This is a genomic window from Sphingomonas sp. A2-49, from assembly GCF_025548555.1.
In the GTDB taxonomy this organism is placed as follows: domain Bacteria; phylum Pseudomonadota; class Alphaproteobacteria; order Sphingomonadales; family Sphingomonadaceae; genus Sphingomonas.
In genome coordinates, this window is the sequence record NZ_JAJLPA010000005.1 from 133,082 (window position 1) to 149,317 (window position 16,236).

Here is a 16,236-nt window from a genome sequence, read left to right on the forward strand (position 1 = left end):
GATCGTGCGTCCGTGCCCCTTCCGAGGACCTGCACCCGATGATGCTCGACGAGGGTTCGCTGCCCAGTCCCGTGGATACCGCGCTGCGCGACGCGCGGCGCCATTTCCTGTTTGCGGCGCTGTTCAGCGGGCTCGTGAACCTGCTCTACCTCGTCCCGTCGATCTTCATGCTTCAGGTGTACGACCGCGTCGTGCCCACCCGTGGCGGCACGACGCTCGTGTTCCTCATCGTGATCCTCGCGATTGCGCTGGCGGCGCTGTCGATCCTCGACCTGTCGCGCATGCGCTTGTTGCTGCGCGCCAGCGTGCGGCTCGAAAAGCGCGCCGCGCCGCAGGTGCTGCAACGGATCCTGGCGGCGACGGCGGCGTCGCCGGCGATGCGGACCACAGCGATCCGCGACCTCGATACCTTGCGCGGCGTGCTCACCGGTCCCGCGATCCTCGCGCTGTTCGACCTGCCATGGGCACCGATCTACATCGGCGTCTGCTTCCTGCTGCATCCCTGGATCGGCGGCTTCGCACTGTTCGCCGCGATCCTGCTCGTCGGCATCGCCCTCGCCGGCGAGCGCGCGACCGGTCGCGCCGCGATGGAAACGCAGTCGCGCGCCACCGCGAAGGGCCGGATCGCCGACTATACGGTGCAATCGGCGGAAACCGCGCGCGCGCTGGGCATGCGCGAGGCGCTCGTGCGCCTGCAACTCACCGCGCGGGCGGACGTGGTGGCGCGACAGGGACGCCTGGCGCAGACGTCGGGCACGTTCCTGGCGGTGACCAAGTTCCTGCGGCAATTGTTCCAGTCGCTCGCGCTCGCGCTCGGCGCCTGGCTCGCGATCCATCAGTCGATCTCGATGGGGTCGATCTTCGCGGCCTCGCTGCTGGTCGGTCGGGCGCTGGCGCCGGTCGAGCAGATCCTGGGATCGTGGAAGAACGTGCTGGCCGCCCGGGCCGCCTATGGCGGGCTGCGCGCGTTCCTGACCCTCCCCGACGACGCGGCACCGCGGACCGCCCTGCCGCGGCCCCGGGGACAGCTCGTCGCGACCGGGGTCACCGTGCTCGCACCCGGCACCGACCGGGTGTTGCTCGACGCCGTGGACATTTCCGTTTCGCCGGGGGAAATCGTCGCGCTGATCGGCCCCAGCGGCGCGGGCAAATCGACGCTGCTGCGCGTCCTCGCCGGCGCGCTCGCGCACGACCGCGGCGAGGTCCGGATCGACGGCACCAGCCTCGCCGACTGGGATCGCGAGGCGCTGGGCCTGCACATGGGATACATGCCGCAGACGCCGACGCTGTTCCCGGCCACCGTCACCGCGAATATCGCGCGCTTCGTCTTCGCCCGCGCAGGCGACGTGCCCGATGCGGCCGCGCTCGACGCCATGGTCGTCGACGCCGCCACACGCGCCGGCGCGCACGAAGCCATCCAGCGCTTCGCCAACGGCTATGACACCATGCTGACGGTCCGCGAGGCGGGGGGCCTCTCCGCCGGCCAACGCCAGCTGGTCGCATTCGCGCGCGCCTTGTTTGGACGGCCCGCGCTCCTGGTGCTCGACGAGCCGAACGCGCATCTCGACCTCAACGGTCAGGCCGCGCTGATGCGCGTGCTCGCGGCCTTGCGGGCGGAGGGGGCGGCAATCGTGGTGTCGACGCATCGGCCCGAACTGCTTCAGATCGCGGACCGCGTGATGATCGTTCGCGATGGCCGGCTCGACGCGATTACCGCGCCGGGCCGCGCCCCGATCGCACAACCCGCCCAAGCGGAGACAGGTGCATGACCGCCGCTGCATTCATCGCCGCGCCGCCCGCGACGCTGCCGCCCGCGACTGCGGCGCTCAACGATTCACCGCGGCGATCCCTGCTGCTGGGCGGTATCACGGCCGTATTGTTCTTCGTCGTCCTGCTCGGCTGGGCCGCGCTGACCCACCTCGACGCCGCCGCCTTCGGTCGCGGTCAGGTGGCGGTCGCCGGCAACCGGCAGCTCGTCCAGAACCGGGCAGGCGGCAATGTCGAGACGATCGCGGTTCGCGAAGGGCAGCACGTCCGGGCGGGCCAGGTCCTGCTGCGATTGTCGGCGGCCGAAGCGGTCGCCGCGGAGCGGGCGCTCGCCGCCACGATCATCGACCTTCGCGCGCAACGTGCCCGGTTGCAGGCCGAGATCGAGGACGCGCCCATCCGCTGGCCTGCCGAGTTCGCGACGGCGGACGCGGCCGACCGGATCCTCATCGATCGCGCCAAGCGGCTGCAACTGGCGCAGCTGCGCGTGCGCCATGCCCTGACGGGCGCCTCCCGCGGCGTGTTGCGCCAGCAGGAGGAGCAGCTGGCAGAGCAGCGACGCGGCATGGACGCCCAGATCGACGCGACGGACGCGCAGCGCGCGTCGCTGCGCGCGCAACTCGACGGCACGCGCCGGCTGGCCGATCAGGGCGTCGTCTCGCGCAACAGCGTCCGCGCCCTGGAACGCTCGGTTGCCGAGATGGAAGGGGGGAATGCCGACTTCGCCGCCCGCAGCGCCGCAACCGGGCAGCAGATCGCCGGTGTGCGGCAACAGGTCGCCGAATCCCGGCGCCGGTCGGCGGACGATGCCGCAGCGTTGCTTCGCGACACCGAGTTCCGCCTGAACGAGGCGTTGCCGCGCCTTGTCGCGGCACGCGACCAGCTGGACCGCACCATCGTTCGCGCGCCCGTGACCGGGCGGATCGTCAACCTGCGGATCTTTTCCGCCGGCAGCGTCGTGCAACCCGGACAACCGCTGCTGGAGATCGTGCCCGACGCTGCGCCGCTCGTCATCAATGCGCGTTTCCTGCCGGAGGATATCGACGGCGTGACGGTCGGACACCAGGCCGAGGTACGGTTCCTGTCGCTGCACGATCGCAACCTGCCGCTCCTGCTCGGCGTGATCCGCACCGTGTCCGCCGATAGCCTCCACGACGAAGCGTCTGGCGCGACCTTTTTCACAGCGGAGATCATCGTTCCGCCGTCACAGGTGGCGCTGCTCCGCGACGCGCGCGGACCCGATACCGGCATCCGCCCCGGCGTGCCGGTACAGGTGACGGTCAAGCTCAAGCCGCGGACGGCCCTCGCCTATCTCCTCGATCCGTTGCTCGAGGCCGCTCAAACCTCCCTGCACGAGCGCTGATGCTACCAGCGTCACGGCGTCGGCCAGGCTAGCTATCTTGGGACATCGCTCGGGAGACGCCGTCGCGACCCGCGGCACCGCGTCGTCGGGTGCCCCTGCGGCGTGGCCACCGCGGCTGCGCTAGGGAACGGAACAGGACGAACTCGACCATGGCGGGACAAGCAGCCGCTTACAGGATCACCAACCTGACCCGGCGAGCCTATACCCACCGTTCGCGGCGGATAACGACGCGGACCGATCCAGGCATGTTTGGCAATCCCGCCCCCCCCCCTCCCCGTCCGTCTCGATCGCCAAGCGCGTGACGCGGACGCCCAACGGCAGAATCTCGCCAAAGGGGCTAACGAAGGCGTGAGCCGGCAGCCGTTCCTGTGTCCACTTTCGCGTTAACGGCAACCGGCGTTGACCGATACGAGCCCTCCCTGCCGTCGGTTACGCGCGACGCCTCGAAGCCTGCGCCGCGCTCTTGGCTGGCTGTCGCTACCCCGTGACGTGCAAGATTTGCCGCGAGGGAGGCGCACCGCGCTTCCGAAGCTCCGAAGGACAGCCACGTCATGACCCGGGATGCGGAGCCGGCGATCTGGCGGCAGATTGAGATTCAGGCATGCTCCGCGCCCGACCGACATGTCCCAGTATCGGGTGAGGTCTGCATGACTGCGAACGCGGTCCCCCTCGTTGGAATGATACAACCAATCGGGGCGGATCGACGAATTCGCCTACGCAGATCACTCCAAGTGCTCTTCACGGATGCCCGAATTCGCAGCAGCGTGCGTCTATATAGGACGCACCGGACACGGTCGGCCAGCAGAGATCGCCGGCACCGCCGTCTTCATCTCCGACCCAAGCGAAGCTCTATGCACTGGGCTCGAAAGTGCGGGCCGGCTGGTGGCGGTGCACGAGCGTAACCGTCGCAGGCCAATCATCATAGGCCTTCGCATTGATCCGTCGTCTCTCGGGGGCACCACCGTGATATCAATCACCGCCTGTTGCATCGTTAAACCGGAATCTGAACCGCGGGCCTGGCGCGTGCAGACTTCGATGATCTTGCGGCGACAATACGTGATATAATCGCCCCTCATAATCTGGGTTATGGCGATCCCAAGGAGACGGATAGATGCCGACGCGAAACCGGCCCGCCGCGCGGCATCCGCCGTCTCACGGACGATATCGCCCTTTCCACCCTTGTAGGGAGCGTTGCGGATGCAGAGGTCGGTCAGGCACGTCTGCCACAGACAAAAGCCATCGTGATGCTTTGCCGTCAGGATGATCCCCCTACATCCCGCCCGAATGCGCCGCCGCAGTAATCTGGTCGGTGGCAAAAGTGGGTTTGATCGAACACCAACGGCTCTCGTCGCCCTATCCCGCTCCTTGCCTGCGAAGGTGTGGTTCGAGAAATGCACCAACGCAATCGCTCGCGCCCGTGCCAGACGAGCTGTCCCGGCGACGGTGTCGCCTCCCATGGCGACGGCTCGCCGATAGCTGCATCTGGCTCTCAGCCCGCCGCCTTTCCGCCGAGACATCGGCTCCACCAGCGAGAAAGGTCGGCGGTTGAAACGCATGTCCAACCGACCGTACCGAAGAACTGACGGCGCCCGTGCCGTCGGAGCCGCGCCGCAGGCACGGCTCCGATCGTTTGTCAGAACGCGAGGGTTGCCCCAAGGTTAATCGACCGCCCGAGCGGATCATAGAGCGATGCGATCGTGTTGACCTGCTCCAGTGGCTGAAGCGGTGGCTGCGGCCGGATCGGGGGCGTGACGTCGAACAGGTTGTTGACGGTGAGCCGCAACGTCAGTGTCTTCTGGATCGTAACACTCGTCGAGAGATCGATGTAGCTGAAAGCCGGCAAATACTTGAACCGATCCGGTATCGGCGTTCCGTCCGTTCCGAATACCTTCTGACCTGAAAGGCGCGAATATCGCTCCTTGCCGATGTATCGCCAGTTGAGCGAGATGCTGCTGGCGTGTCCCTCCTCCATATCCGGGGACAGCGTGAAGCGCAGGTTGTGCTGATACTTGCGTACGCCGGCACCGGCGAACGGACCGAACAGGCCGACGAGATCGAAGTCGGTATTGGGTACCCCGAGGTCGCCCCCCTTCTTGGTCAGGATGGTACCGTTGTAGCTGACGTCGGCGCGACCGAAGCCAAACCTTCGGGTATAGCTCCCCTGAAGGTCGAAGCCACGCGTCCACGTCTTCCCGACAGTATTGCGGGTCCCCGCGTACACGAAACCGGTCGACGATGTCGGCGATCCAAACAACGTTCCATCCGGATTACGGACGATCTGGCGGCAGTAAAAATCTACCTGCGTATTGACGCACGTATCCACGAAATCGCTTGCGTAAAAGTATCCGATACCTTGGTCGACGTTGATCGTGAAATAATCGACGGATAATGCCAAGCCCGGCACCACACGTGGCGTAAAGACTGCTCCATAGGTTGCGGTACGGGCGGTTTCCGGCAGGACCGATCCCGCGCCGCCTTCGCGGGTTCCGCACGTAAGATCGGCGCACTGCGCGATCTTGCCATATTGGGCATCGGTGACACCGGTCAGGCGGCAGATCGCCAAACTCGCCGCGGGATTGGTACCTGCGCATGGATCGCCCACCGACAGTCGCTGGGTGCTGCCGCGCAGAACGGAATCGCTGGACAGTTCGAAAATGGTCGGCGCGCGCGTCGCCTTGTTGTAACTTGCGCGAAACATCAGGTCCTCGACCGGCCGATAGGTCGCATCGAATTTATAGGTCGACTGCATCTTGGGAACGAGCGAATATCGCGACCCCCGCACAGCAGCCCCGACACTCAGTTCGCGGAAACCCGCCCTGTCCGACGCGATCGGCAGCCGGACTTCTGCGTAGATATCGTCGGCGAAAGTGTTGATATCCCGAACCTTATCGTCGAACAGGTCCTGGTAGACGGCATCCGGGCGGAACTTGACCGTGCTGTAGCGATGCTCGTAACCGGCAGCGACGCCGACACCGGTGCTCGCCCACGGACTTTTGATCCCATAGTCGCCAAGATTACCGGCAACGTTCGCATTGCCGACGTAATAGTCGTAGTTCCGCCGCTGCACGCCCGTGCCACCGGTATAGCCGACATAATTGATTGCGGCGGCGCTGGGACCCGCCAGGCTGAACACGTCCAGTGGCACACACGTCGGATCTTTGCCGTCAACGACCGAACGGCAGGTCGGCGTACCGTTGACGTTGACCACCTGGAGCGCGCGAACGACCTTTGCGGGATCCTGAAGGCTCGTCTGCGTGTTCGCATAGCGGTTGCTCGCGAAGACCCCGCCGATGTCGTAGTGCCAGGACTTTCCGAATTCACCTCGCAGCCCGCCCGTGAAGCGATAGGCTTCGTTGATGAGGCGCTGCTGCTGCGGAGCGCCGAAGCGGATCCGCAAATCCGTCCGCACATCGGTGTTGCTGCCTGCCGCCGCACCGCACAGAGCCTGAGCCTGCGATGCGGACAGGAAGGGATTGTTGCAATTCACCAGCGTGTCGCCCTGACCGTTGGCGGTGAGTGCCAGCACACCTCCGGGCGCATATTGGTTGGCGGATTCGTCACGTTGGAACAACACCGTGGCGAACAATTGCGCCGCGCGGTCGAAGGTGTAGTTCATGAAGCCGCCGCCGTTGTATCGGCGGCCGCCACGCTGGAAGTAATAGCTGTCGTTGCGATTGAAGCCTGCCGTTGCGGCATCGCGTAGCGCGAATGCGCGGCTGCCGTCCGCAGCCAGCGTGTAGATGGGGCCATTGGCGGCGGGCCCGTTCAATGCGCGGAAATAGCCCTGCGCGCTGATCGACGATGGGGGCTGGCAGACCACCGTGCTTCCGTTCAACGTGATCGGGCAGACCGAAAAGGACCGGTCCCCGGCCAGAACGGCGCGACGATCGCTGTAACCGCCGTAGATGCTGATATTGCCGCGCCCGCCATCGAGATTCTTGCCGATCGCGATGTTACCGTCGAACCGTCCTCCATCATTGGTCCATCCGTTAGGGACCCGATAGCTGAAGTTGCGTGCCGCCGTAGCCGCGATGTTGTCGGTGTTGCGGTGGTTGTAAAATCCGTAATTGACGTTCGCAACGACCCCCTCGAAATCCTTTTTCAGAATGAAATTGACGACGCCAGCGATCGCATCCGAACCGTAGACAGCCGATGCGCCGCCGGTGAGCACGTCGATCCTGTCGACCAGGGCGACAGGTATCAGATTGACATCGTTGCCTTCCGATTCGCCCAGCCGTTGGCCATCGACGAGTGTCAATGTCCGGTTGAACCCCAGCGCCCGAAGGTCCAGGCGCTGCCGCCCCTCGCCGTTGTTATACGTGTTGGTGTTGTCGCTCTTGACCTGCGGCAGACGGTTCAGCGCGTCTTGCACGTTGAACGCAGACTGAAGCGTCAGTTCCTGCGAGGAAACGGCAAGGATCGGCGCGCTCGACGTTCCGTTCGGGTCCCTGATTCGGGACCCCGTGACCAGGATATCGTCCGATCGCCCGACGGAACCGTCCGCGCTGACAGTTTTGGCGTCAACGTCCGCCTCAGCCCGTTGTTCGCCGTTCGTATTTTTTAAGGAATTTCCTTGCCTTATTGGCCTTTCTTCAGTTCCTGAAGCTTGCGCACCGGCAGTCATCGGCGTCATCGCCGCCAATACGCAAACAGATCCCGACCACAACAACGCCCTCTTCATGATGCTCCCCTTTTTGTTCCCGCATCAGACTGACAGGAATAATTGTGTTGTAAATACCCATTGCGTACCACTAGCATACCTCGCGTAGAGCAAAATTCGTTGTCATTGTTTTGCTTGAAGAATATTTGATCGCACCTCGGGGATCTCCGACGAGCGCGATCGCACACGGCGTTGCGGAGGGTGGACGATGAACGGCAAGCGACGGAACGATGGTGACCACGCCCGCCTCTCGTCCGCCGCACAGGCGGCCGCCAAACGTGGACTGATCGAAGAGGCGGAGCGGCTCTATCGTGAAGCACTCGTCACGATGCCGGATGACGTTTTTGCCCGTCACGGTCTGGCGATATCGCTCTACCGGCAGGCGCGGGCATCGGAAGCCTTGCAAGAGATCATCCGTCTTCGAACGCGCGATTCGACACGATCCGATTTCATCGGCCTCGAAGCTGCGATACGAGCGGCGACCGGCGATCATCACGCCAGCCTGGACCTCTATCGCGCCCTGGCGGCCACAGGCCGGATATCGGCGCGACAATCGCTGGGCATGGCACAGCAATTGAAGACTTTGGGGCAGTTCGCCGCCGCGACGTCGCTCTTGCGATCGATGATCGCTTCCGATTCCACCGGTGACGTCGCCCTGCGTGCGGAGACCTGGTGGACGCTGGCAGATCTCAAGACCGGGGCACTTACGGCAGGGGATCGGCAGATCGTCGCTGCCCTGCTGGCCTCACCCGACTCACGCGGCGACGCAAGGGTCCACCTGCATTACGCACTCGGCCAGGCGCTCGATTGCTGCGAAGAACCCGACGCGGCCTTCGACCATTTTCGGAGCGGCGCGGACCTGCTTCGCCGGCGCTCGCGCTATCGCGCGCAGGACACGACGGATCGGGTCGAGACGACCATGAAGGCATTGTCCCGCATGACGTTCGCGCAGCGACCTCCTGCACCACAGTTGCAAGCCACGCCGATCTTCGTCGTCGGCCTGCCCCGCGCCGGCTCCACGCTCGTAGAACAGATATTGGCGTCCCACCCCGCCGTCGAGGCAACGATGGAACTGGTGGAGCTGCCGTTGCTGGCCCGTTCTATCGGCCTGGAGCCGCCCGACTGCCATCCCGAACGGCTCGCGTTGCTGACGACCACACAACTGCGCCGCCTTGGCGAACAGTATATCGAGCGGACCCGGATCTATCGAAAGACGGCGCGAACCATCTTCGTCGACAAGATGCCGAATAACTGGTTCCACGCCGGATTGATCCTGGCGGCGCTACCCCACGCCCGCATCGTCGATGTGCGCCGGGCGCCTTTGGCTACGGGGGTATCGGCGTTTAAGCAGCTCTTCGCGCGCGGACAAGCGTTCAGCTACGACCTTGCCGACCTTGGTCGCTATTATCGCGACTATGTCCGACTGATGCGTCATGTCGACACGGTCGCGCCGGGGCGCGTCCACCGGCTCGTCTACGAAGATCTGCTCGACGATCCGGAAGGTACCATTCGCGCCCTGCTCGAGGCGTGCGACCTGCCGTTCGCCGACGCCTGTCTCGATTTCCAAGCGACGGTCCGACCGGTCTGGACGCCCAGTGCCGCGCAGGTACGCCGTCCGCTGTACGCCGATGCGCGCGAGGCGTGGCGCGCGGTCGATGCCCATCTGGAACCGATGTGCGCCGCACTCGGCGCGACGTTAACCGACTGGCGCTGATCGATCCTATCGGGCAACTGGCCGGCATACCGCTCTTGCAGCAAGCCGTACCGATCCGGTCTGAAAAGGCGCCCTCCCGTCGCGTCGGCCCGCGCGTATACGATATATGCTGGACACCCTGCTACATTTGTGGCACATGCTACAAATGTAGCATCAAGAGGCACCGCATGACCGCTATCCCGCGACGCGAGAAGGAAATCCTCGCCATCCTGTGCGATGGTGGCGAACTGACGGCAGCGGAGGTGAAGGACCGGATGGTGTCCGCGCCGGGCTATTCCGCGGTTCGCACGCTCATCGCCCGGCTGGAAGACCGCGGCTATCTCAGCCACGAGTTGCGCAACGGTGCCAACGTCTATCGACCGACGCCGCTGGCGCAGGATGTCCAGTCGGCGACCCTGCGCGAAATGGTGCAGACCTTCTTCAAGGGCTCGTCGATCAGTGCCGCGACCGCGTTGCTGGGATTGTCGGAGCGGCCGTCCGCCGACGAACTCCACGCGCTCGAAGCGGCGATCGCCGATGCGAAGAAGCGGGGTGGGGCATGACCGACGTACTGGTCCTCGCGCTCAAAAGCTCGATCCTCATGGCACTCGCCCTCGGCGGCTGCCGGCTCCTGGCGCGGGGGTCGGCGGTCGAGCGCGCGGCCATCATCAAGATCGGCCTGATCCTGAGCATGGCGTTGCCGCTGCTCGCGCTGCTGCCCCCGCTGACGCTGCCGCCGCTCCCGATCCCGCGCCTGCCCGCGGACGTGGGATCGACGCTGCGGGTCGCGCCGGCCGCCGCATCCGGGGTGCCGCGCGACGAGCACGGTCCGGCCATGGAATACCTCCTCGACGGAATCGTGACGGTCTATCTTGCCGGGGTCGCGATCCTGTCGGTGCGGCTGGTCACGGGATTGCTGCACCTGTCCCGCGTGTCGCGGGCGTCCGCGCCGCTGGCCGACCCGATCTGGACGCGCATCGCCCACGGCGTCGCCCTGCCGCGCCGGACGAGGGTGCGGACCAGCGACGGGATCGACGGTCCCCTCACCTGGGGCGTGCTGCGTCCCGACATCCTGATCGATCGCGCGACCGCAGCGTCGCCCGGAGCCGCGCAGATGGTCCTCGCGCACGAGGCGGCGCACATCCGCCACGCCGACTGGGCGTTTCTGATCCTCGCGCGCGTGCTGGTGATCCTCCTCTGGTTCAATCCGCTGGCCTGGCACTTCGCGCGGCGCCTGTCGGAGGCGTGCGAAACCGTCGCCGACATGGCGGTCCTGCGGCATGGCGATCGGGTGCCCTACGCGGAGTTGCTGGTGCGGAGCGCGCGGCGCGTCCATGCGCCGGCTCTGCCGGTCAGCGGACTGGCGTCGCCATCGGCGCTCGTCCGCCGGGTCCGTGCGATCCTGCACGACGAGGCCGATCCCGCCCGGCCGACCCGCTGCGTCCCGATCGTCGCGGCACTGGTGGGTGGCGTGGGACTGTGCTGGATCGCCAATGCCCACTTCGCCCCCGCCGATGCCGCACCGCCCGGCTGGCGGGTCGCGAACCGGTCCGGCGGATCGCTGGTCGGCGAGGCCGGGCGAGCCGGCGACGGCACTTCTGCCGGCAGAGAACGGGCATCGCCCGCCCGACGCACCCCGATGTTCCGCCCTGCGTCGGCACCGCGCGACGTAGCCCTGCGCAGCGTCGGCCTTGCCGTCGACATGACGGGACAGCGATCGGCGGTCCTTGCCGGCCCGGCGACCGGCCGCCCCGATGCCAGCGACGCCGGCGCGCCGCTGGAGGACGGACCGCCGCCCGTCGCGGTCCCGGACGATCGCGCCTCCGTCCCGATGACCGACCGGCAACGCGATGCCCTTCGCGATGCGGCGCGAGGCCGTCTCGAGGCGGCACGCGACGCGCAGCGGGATGCCGAACTGGCCGCACGGGACGTCGCACGCGACCGGTTGCTGGCGGCGCGCGATACGGAACGCGATCGCCGGCTGGCCGAGCGCGACGCGCTGCGGGACCGGCACCGGTCCGAACGCCAGGCCCGGCAGGATGCGACCTGATCCCGACGACGACCAACCGCTGACCGCAAACTTCCGGGCCGCGCGATCGCGGCCGCTGCGTCCCGTCCGCGGGACCTGACCGATCCATCACGTCCGCGCCTTCGCTGCCCCGTGCAGCCACGGGCGCGCTCAACCTCGAAAGACACGGTGAACCCATGCGCCCCCACGATCGCGCCCACGCGCGCAAATGCCCGATGCCCGCACTCCTATTCCGCCTGTCGCTGCGGAGCGCCGCCTGCGTGGCAGCGCTGGCGCTGCCCCCGGCACCGGCGCTCGCACAACGAACCGGCGAGAATGCCGTGACGTCGGCCGAGGACGCGTTCGGCACCGTGGTCGGGCGGGAATCGATCGGGATCTACAGCGAATATGGCGTGCGGGGCTTTTCCCCCGCGGTCGCGGGCAACATCCGGCTGGAAGGCCTGTATATCGACGCGCAGGGCGCCATCACCAGCCGCATCAGCGACGGGGAAACCGTGCGCGTCGGTCCCGCGGCGCAAGGCTATGCCTTTCCCGCACCGACCGGCATCGCCGACCTGACGCTCCGGCCGGGCGGCACGCGCTTCGTCGCCTCGCCCTTCGTCTCGATCGACGGCCTCGGCAGCCGCGGGATCGAACTCGACGTGCAGCTTCCCGTGTCCGCATCGCTCGGCGTCGCGGCGGGCGCGGGTCTGGTCCGCGACGCCTTTCAGGGCGGTGTCTCCGATCGTCGCTGGAATGTCGGCCTGGTGCCGCGCTGGCACGTGTCGGACACCGTCGAGCTGACGGCATTCTACACCCGCGAACAGACCGGCGACCAGCGCGCGCAGCCGATCTACATCCCGCTCGGCGACGTTCCGGTCGGCCGGGTCGAGCGGCAGCGGTATCTCGGCCCGGGCTTTGCCGCGGCCGATTTCGCGACCGAGGCATATGGACTGCTGGGACGCGCGGCGCTCGGCGCCTGGACCGTCCGCGCGGGCGCGTTCCGCACGTCCGCCACGGCCGGCGAGTCCTATGCGAACCTCGTTCTCGTCGATCCGGACACCGTCACGACGAATCGCGAGGTCGATGTCTCGCCACCCTCCCGCAGCGATTCCTGGAGTGGCGAGGCGCGGGTGTCGCGCCTGTTCGCGGATGGCCCGCGCCAGCATCTCGTCACCATCGCCATGCGCGGGCGCGACAACGTTTCGGTCTACGGCGACAGCGTGAGCGTCGACCTGGGTACGGCGGGACTGCGCGACGTCATCGCCGCGGCCAAACCGGCGCTGGCCTTCGGGGCATCGACCCGCGACGTGACGCGCCAGGCCACGGCCGGGCTGTCCTATGGCCTCAACTGGACGGGTGTCGGCCAGACGACCATCGGCATGCAACGGACCGCCTATACCAAGGACGTGACCCTGCCCGATGTCGGCCGGATCCGGGGAACCGATTACCGCTGGCTGCCGTCGATCAGCACCGCCGTGCCGGTCGCCCGCGGACTGTCGGCCTATGCCAGCTACGTCAGGGGCCTCGAGGATTCGGGTGTCGCGCCGAGCTATGCGGCGAACGCGAACCAGCTGCTGCCGGCGATCCCGACCGAACAGGCCGACGCCGGCCTCAAGCTGACGCTGCCGCTGCGCACGAGCGTCATCCTGGGCTATTACCGTATCGCCAAGCCCTATATCGCGCTGGACGCCGCCGACATCTATCGCGTGCTCGGCGCCGAAACGCATAGCGGGATCGAGGCCAGCGTGACCACGTCGCCCCGGCAGGGACTGCGCGTCGTGTTCGGCGGCTTCTTTTCGCGGCCCCGCGTCGAGGCCGACGCGACGACCGCGCAGGCGATCGGTACGCGTCCGGTGAACCAGCCCGCGCGCAGCCTGCGGCTGAGCGCCAACTACACCTTGCCCTTCGCGCGCAAGGTCTCGGTCGACGGCAGCATCGGCAACGACAGCGCGGTCGCCGCGAACGTCGCCAATACCGTGTCGGTGCCGGGGCAGACCGTGCTGCGGCTGGGCGCGCGCTATCAATTCGCGCTGGCGGGCAAGCCCGTCACGCTGCGCATCACGGGTTCGAACTTGACCAACGTCTATCGGCTGCGACCGGTCGGCAGCAACGTCTATTCTCCCAACATGCAGCGCAACGTCGGCCTGTATCTCACGACGGACCTGTGACCTGCGCGGGCCGGGCGGCGACGAGACCGTTGACGAGCCGGGCCGATACCCGCTCCGTCAGCTCGTCCGTCCCGATCAGGGTTTCGAGCTGACGCAGGCGTTCGAGTTCGAGCAGGGTGTAGCCGTGCAGCATCGACCAGACGGCGACGACGGCCGCCGACAGGTCGTCGGCATCGTCCGGATCGATGGTGAAGACGCCGGCACGCGCGCCCCGGTCGAGCAGGTCCTTGAGCACGTGCCGCGCGCCATCGGCGGCGCGACGGAGATCGGGCGCGATACTGCCATCGGCGGCACGCACGTCCTTGCCGACCATCAGGCCGTATTGCGGGCGGTTGCGCAGGGCGAACCCGACGAACGTCCGGACGAGGGCGTGCAGGCCGTCCACGGCCCCCGCCTCCCGCGAGACGGCCCGCGCGATATCCTGCCCGAGAGCGTCATACCCGGCCGCGCCGATCGCCGCGAGCAACGCCGCCTTGTCGGCGAAGTGGCGGACATGGGCGTTGTGGCTGACCCCTGCGCGCCGCGCGACCTCGCGGAGGGAAAAGCGCCATGTGCCGGTTTCCTCCATCAGGGCGAGCGCCGCGTCGATCAGCGTTGCGCGTAAACCGCCGCTGCGCGGCCGGGCGGGATCGGTGGCTGACATGACCCCTTCCTCGCCCGACCTGTTGACATTGTCAACGCAGGCAGGTTAGTTGGCAGTGTCAACAACGGAGTCGCGACGTGATCGACCAGCGCAATCCAACGCCGTCCGTCCGCAAGCTGCGCATGCCGGTGCGGGAGACGGCGATCGCCTCCTGGTATCCGGGTGCGGACCTCCTCGATGCCTATGCGGTCACCATCGACCGGCCGGTCGCCGCGACGATGCACGCGCTGGTGGCACCGACGCTGGCATCGCCACCGCCATGGTTGCGTGGCCTGCTCGGGCTCCGCGACGCGCTCGTCCGGCCGTTCGGCGTCAGGACGACGACGGCGATGAGGGACGCCGCCGGACCGCATCGGCACATCGACTTCTTCCGCATCCGGAGCGAGACGCCCGACGAGATCGTCCTGGGTGACGACGACCGGCATCTGGACTTCCGGGTGTCGTTCCTGAAACGCAGCGGCCCGCATGGCACGGAGGTGGTCGCGACGACCGCGGTCCACGTCAACAACGCCTTCGGCCGGGTCTACATCACCCTGATCGCACCCTTCCATCATATGGTCGTCCGCACCTCGCTGATGCGTCTTGCGGCCGCCATGGCGTCCGGACGGACGACGTCGTGACCGCCACGCCCGTTCCATCCGCCGCGGGCATCCACGCGCCGCTTCGCCATGCGGTCGGCGACTATATCGTCACCGCACTCTCCGACGGCCATGACGACCTGGGTCCCCCCCTGCTGGTCGACGCCGACGGGGCGACGCCGCCCGGCGCAGACCGTCCGCTGCGGGTGGAGGTCAACGCCTTCCTGATCCAGGGCCGGGGTCGCACCGTACTGGTGGATACCGGCGCCGGCCATTTCATGGCCCCGACGCTCAATCGGCTCGCAGGCGGGCTGCACAGGCTGGGCGTCACGCCGTCGGCGATCGACACGGTGCTGCTGACCCACCTCCACCCCGACCATGCGGGCGGCCTCGTCGATGCGGCGGGCGCCGCGGTGTTCGACGTGGCGGAGATCCGCGTCCATGCGCGCGAGCTGGGCTTCTGGGACAGCGACGAACAGCTCGGGCGCGCGCCGGCACCGATGCGACCGGCATTCCACGCCGCGCGCGCCGCGCTGGCACCCTATCGCGCGCGGGTCGCGCCGTTCGAGGGCGGCGACCTGCTGCCCGGGATCGTCCCCGTCCCGCTGTTCGGCCACACGCCGGGCCATTGCGGGTTCCTCATCGACGGCGGCGGATCGCATCAGCTGCTGATCTGGGGCGACATCGTCCACCGGCTCGCCGAACAGATCGCGGACCCGGATATCGGCGTCGCCTACGACACGGACGGGGCGGCCGCGCGCATCGCCCGGCGTGCGCTGTGCGATCGCATCGCCGCCGACGCGCTGCCGTTCACCGGCATGCACGTGCCCTTTCCACAGATCGGAACCCTGACGCGCGCAGGGTCCGGTTTCGCCTTTCGACGCGCCCCGGCATCCGCCGGTTTTCAGGAGACGACATCATGACCACGTCGCATCTCGCCGCATTCGGCCAGGCCATGGCCCGCGGGGACATCGAAACGGCCTTCACCCACGTCAGCGACCGGATCGCCCTGTACAGCCCGATCTTCGAAGAGCCCTTCGTCGGCAAGGCGGCCGTCGGACGGGTGATGGGCGCCGTCAAATCCGTCGTCACCGCGTCCGAGCGCACCGGCACCGCACAGGGCGACGATCGCATCGTGCAGTTCAGCACGGTCACGATCGACGGCGTCACCGGCAACGGGGTCGAACTGATCCAGTTCGATGCGGAGGGCCTGATCGACCGGATCACGATATTCTGGCGACCGTTGCGCCTCGGACTGGCGGGGCATGGCAGGCTGGCATCGTTGCTCGGCCGCGATCCGATCCTGTGATACGCCCCGCCCGCCCGGGTCGCCGGATCCGGGCCGACACGACA

Annotated in this window: 12 protein-coding genes; 9 read left to right on the top strand and 3 right to left on the bottom strand. The window is 67.3% G+C overall.

What is annotated here, in order from left to right:
• The first annotated feature begins 38 nt into the window (after positions 1–38).
• Entirely contained in the window at positions 39–1,769 is a 1,731-nt protein-coding gene (locus tag LPN01_RS07430) for a type I secretion system permease/ATPase (protein ID WP_262827730.1), read from the top strand.
• Positions 1,766–3,130 carry an HlyD family type I secretion periplasmic adaptor subunit gene (locus LPN01_RS07435; RefSeq protein WP_262827731.1) on the top strand — a complete coding sequence of 455 codons (1,365 nt, stop codon included), beginning with the start codon at positions 1,766–1,768 and terminating at the stop codon, positions 3,128–3,130. Before LPN01_RS07430 ends, LPN01_RS07435 begins: the two co-directional genes overlap by 4 nt.
• A 770-nt stretch (positions 3,131–3,900) precedes the next feature.
• Here the strand turns inward: LPN01_RS07435 and LPN01_RS19135 are convergent.
• Together LPN01_RS19135 and LPN01_RS07440 are read right to left on the bottom strand one after the other, a co-directional pair.
• On the bottom strand, positions 3,901–4,686 hold the full coding sequence (locus LPN01_RS19135) for an alpha-L-fucosidase (RefSeq protein WP_410482810.1): 786 nt from the start codon (positions 4,684–4,686) through the stop codon (positions 3,901–3,903).
• A gap of 77 nt (positions 4,687–4,763) precedes the next feature.
• On the bottom strand, positions 4,764–7,811 hold the full coding sequence (locus tag LPN01_RS07440; RefSeq protein WP_262827732.1) for a TonB-dependent receptor domain-containing protein: 3,048 nt from the start codon (positions 7,809–7,811) through the stop codon (positions 4,764–4,766).
• A gap of 187 nt (positions 7,812–7,998) precedes the next feature.
• Here LPN01_RS07440 and LPN01_RS07445 point away from each other — a divergent pair, with 187 nt between their 5' ends.
• From LPN01_RS07445 to LPN01_RS07460, 4 genes are all read left to right on the top strand, one after another.
• Positions 7,999–9,504, top strand: coding sequence for a tetratricopeptide repeat-containing sulfotransferase family protein (locus LPN01_RS07445; protein ID WP_262827733.1), 1,506 nt, complete (start codon positions 7,999–8,001; stop codon positions 9,502–9,504).
• 167 nt (positions 9,505–9,671) lie between these two features.
• Complete coding sequence (locus tag LPN01_RS07450; protein ID WP_262827735.1) at positions 9,672–10,046, top strand: BlaI/MecI/CopY family transcriptional regulator; 375 nt, start codon at positions 9,672–9,674, stop codon at positions 10,044–10,046.
• Positions 10,043–11,533, top strand: a complete 1,491-nt coding sequence (locus LPN01_RS07455) for a M56 family metallopeptidase (protein WP_262827736.1) — start codon at positions 10,043–10,045, stop codon at positions 11,531–11,533. Before LPN01_RS07450 ends, LPN01_RS07455 begins: the two co-directional genes overlap by 4 nt.
• A 194-nt stretch (positions 11,534–11,727) precedes the next feature.
• A complete protein-coding gene (locus LPN01_RS07460; RefSeq protein ID WP_262827737.1) occupies positions 11,728–13,662 on the top strand; it encodes a TonB-dependent receptor domain-containing protein in 1,935 nt (644 codons plus the stop codon).
• Here LPN01_RS07460 and LPN01_RS07465 read toward each other — a convergent pair.
• A complete protein-coding gene (locus LPN01_RS07465; RefSeq protein WP_262827738.1) occupies positions 13,646–14,305 on the bottom strand; it encodes a TetR/AcrR family transcriptional regulator in 660 nt (219 codons plus the stop codon). The two genes, LPN01_RS07460 and LPN01_RS07465, sit on opposite strands and share 17 nt — an antisense overlap.
• Before the next feature lie 77 nt (positions 14,306–14,382).
• Between LPN01_RS07465 and LPN01_RS07470 the strand changes: the two genes are divergently transcribed.
• The 3 genes from LPN01_RS07470 to LPN01_RS07480 are packed head-to-tail and all read left to right on the top strand — an operon-like array spanning position 14,383 to position 16,192.
• Entirely contained in the window at positions 14,383–14,925 is a 543-nt protein-coding gene (locus LPN01_RS07470; RefSeq protein ID WP_262827739.1) for a DUF2867 domain-containing protein, read from the top strand.
• Positions 14,922–15,806 (top strand): MBL fold metallo-hydrolase, encoded by an 885-nt coding sequence (locus tag LPN01_RS07475; RefSeq protein WP_262827740.1) that lies wholly within the window; start codon positions 14,922–14,924, stop codon positions 15,804–15,806. The genes LPN01_RS07470 and LPN01_RS07475 overlap by 4 nt, the downstream gene beginning before the upstream one ends.
• The gene (locus LPN01_RS07480) at positions 15,803–16,192 is read left to right on the top strand and encodes a hypothetical protein (RefSeq protein ID WP_262827741.1); all 390 of its coding nucleotides are present in this window, start codon (positions 15,803–15,805) and stop codon (positions 16,190–16,192) included. Before LPN01_RS07475 ends, LPN01_RS07480 begins: the two co-directional genes overlap by 4 nt.
• Positions 16,193–16,236: the final 44 nt, after the last annotated feature.

Coding starts and splice junctions, on each gene's coding strand:
- LPN01_RS07430 (WP_262827730.1), top strand. CDS start 39: ATGATGCTCGACGAGGGTTCGCTGCCCAGTCCCGTGGATACCGCGCTG.
- LPN01_RS07435 (WP_262827731.1), top strand. CDS start 1,766: ATGACCGCCGCTGCATTCATCGCCGCGCCGCCCGCGACGCTGCCGCCC.
- LPN01_RS19135 (WP_410482810.1), bottom strand. CDS start 4,686: ATGCGTTTCAACCGCCGACCTTTCTCGCTGGTGGAGCCGATGTCTCGG.
- LPN01_RS07440 (WP_262827732.1), bottom strand. CDS start 7,811: ATGAAGAGGGCGTTGTTGTGGTCGGGATCTGTTTGCGTATTGGCGGCG.
- LPN01_RS07445 (WP_262827733.1), top strand. CDS start 7,999: ATGAACGGCAAGCGACGGAACGATGGTGACCACGCCCGCCTCTCGTCC.
- LPN01_RS07450 (WP_262827735.1), top strand. CDS start 9,672: ATGACCGCTATCCCGCGACGCGAGAAGGAAATCCTCGCCATCCTGTGC.
- LPN01_RS07455 (WP_262827736.1), top strand. CDS start 10,043: ATGACCGACGTACTGGTCCTCGCGCTCAAAAGCTCGATCCTCATGGCA.
- LPN01_RS07460 (WP_262827737.1), top strand. CDS start 11,728: ATGCCCGCACTCCTATTCCGCCTGTCGCTGCGGAGCGCCGCCTGCGTG.
- LPN01_RS07465 (WP_262827738.1), bottom strand. CDS start 14,305: ATGTCAGCCACCGATCCCGCCCGGCCGCGCAGCGGCGGTTTACGCGCA.
- LPN01_RS07480 (WP_262827741.1), top strand. CDS start 15,803: ATGACCACGTCGCATCTCGCCGCATTCGGCCAGGCCATGGCCCGCGGG.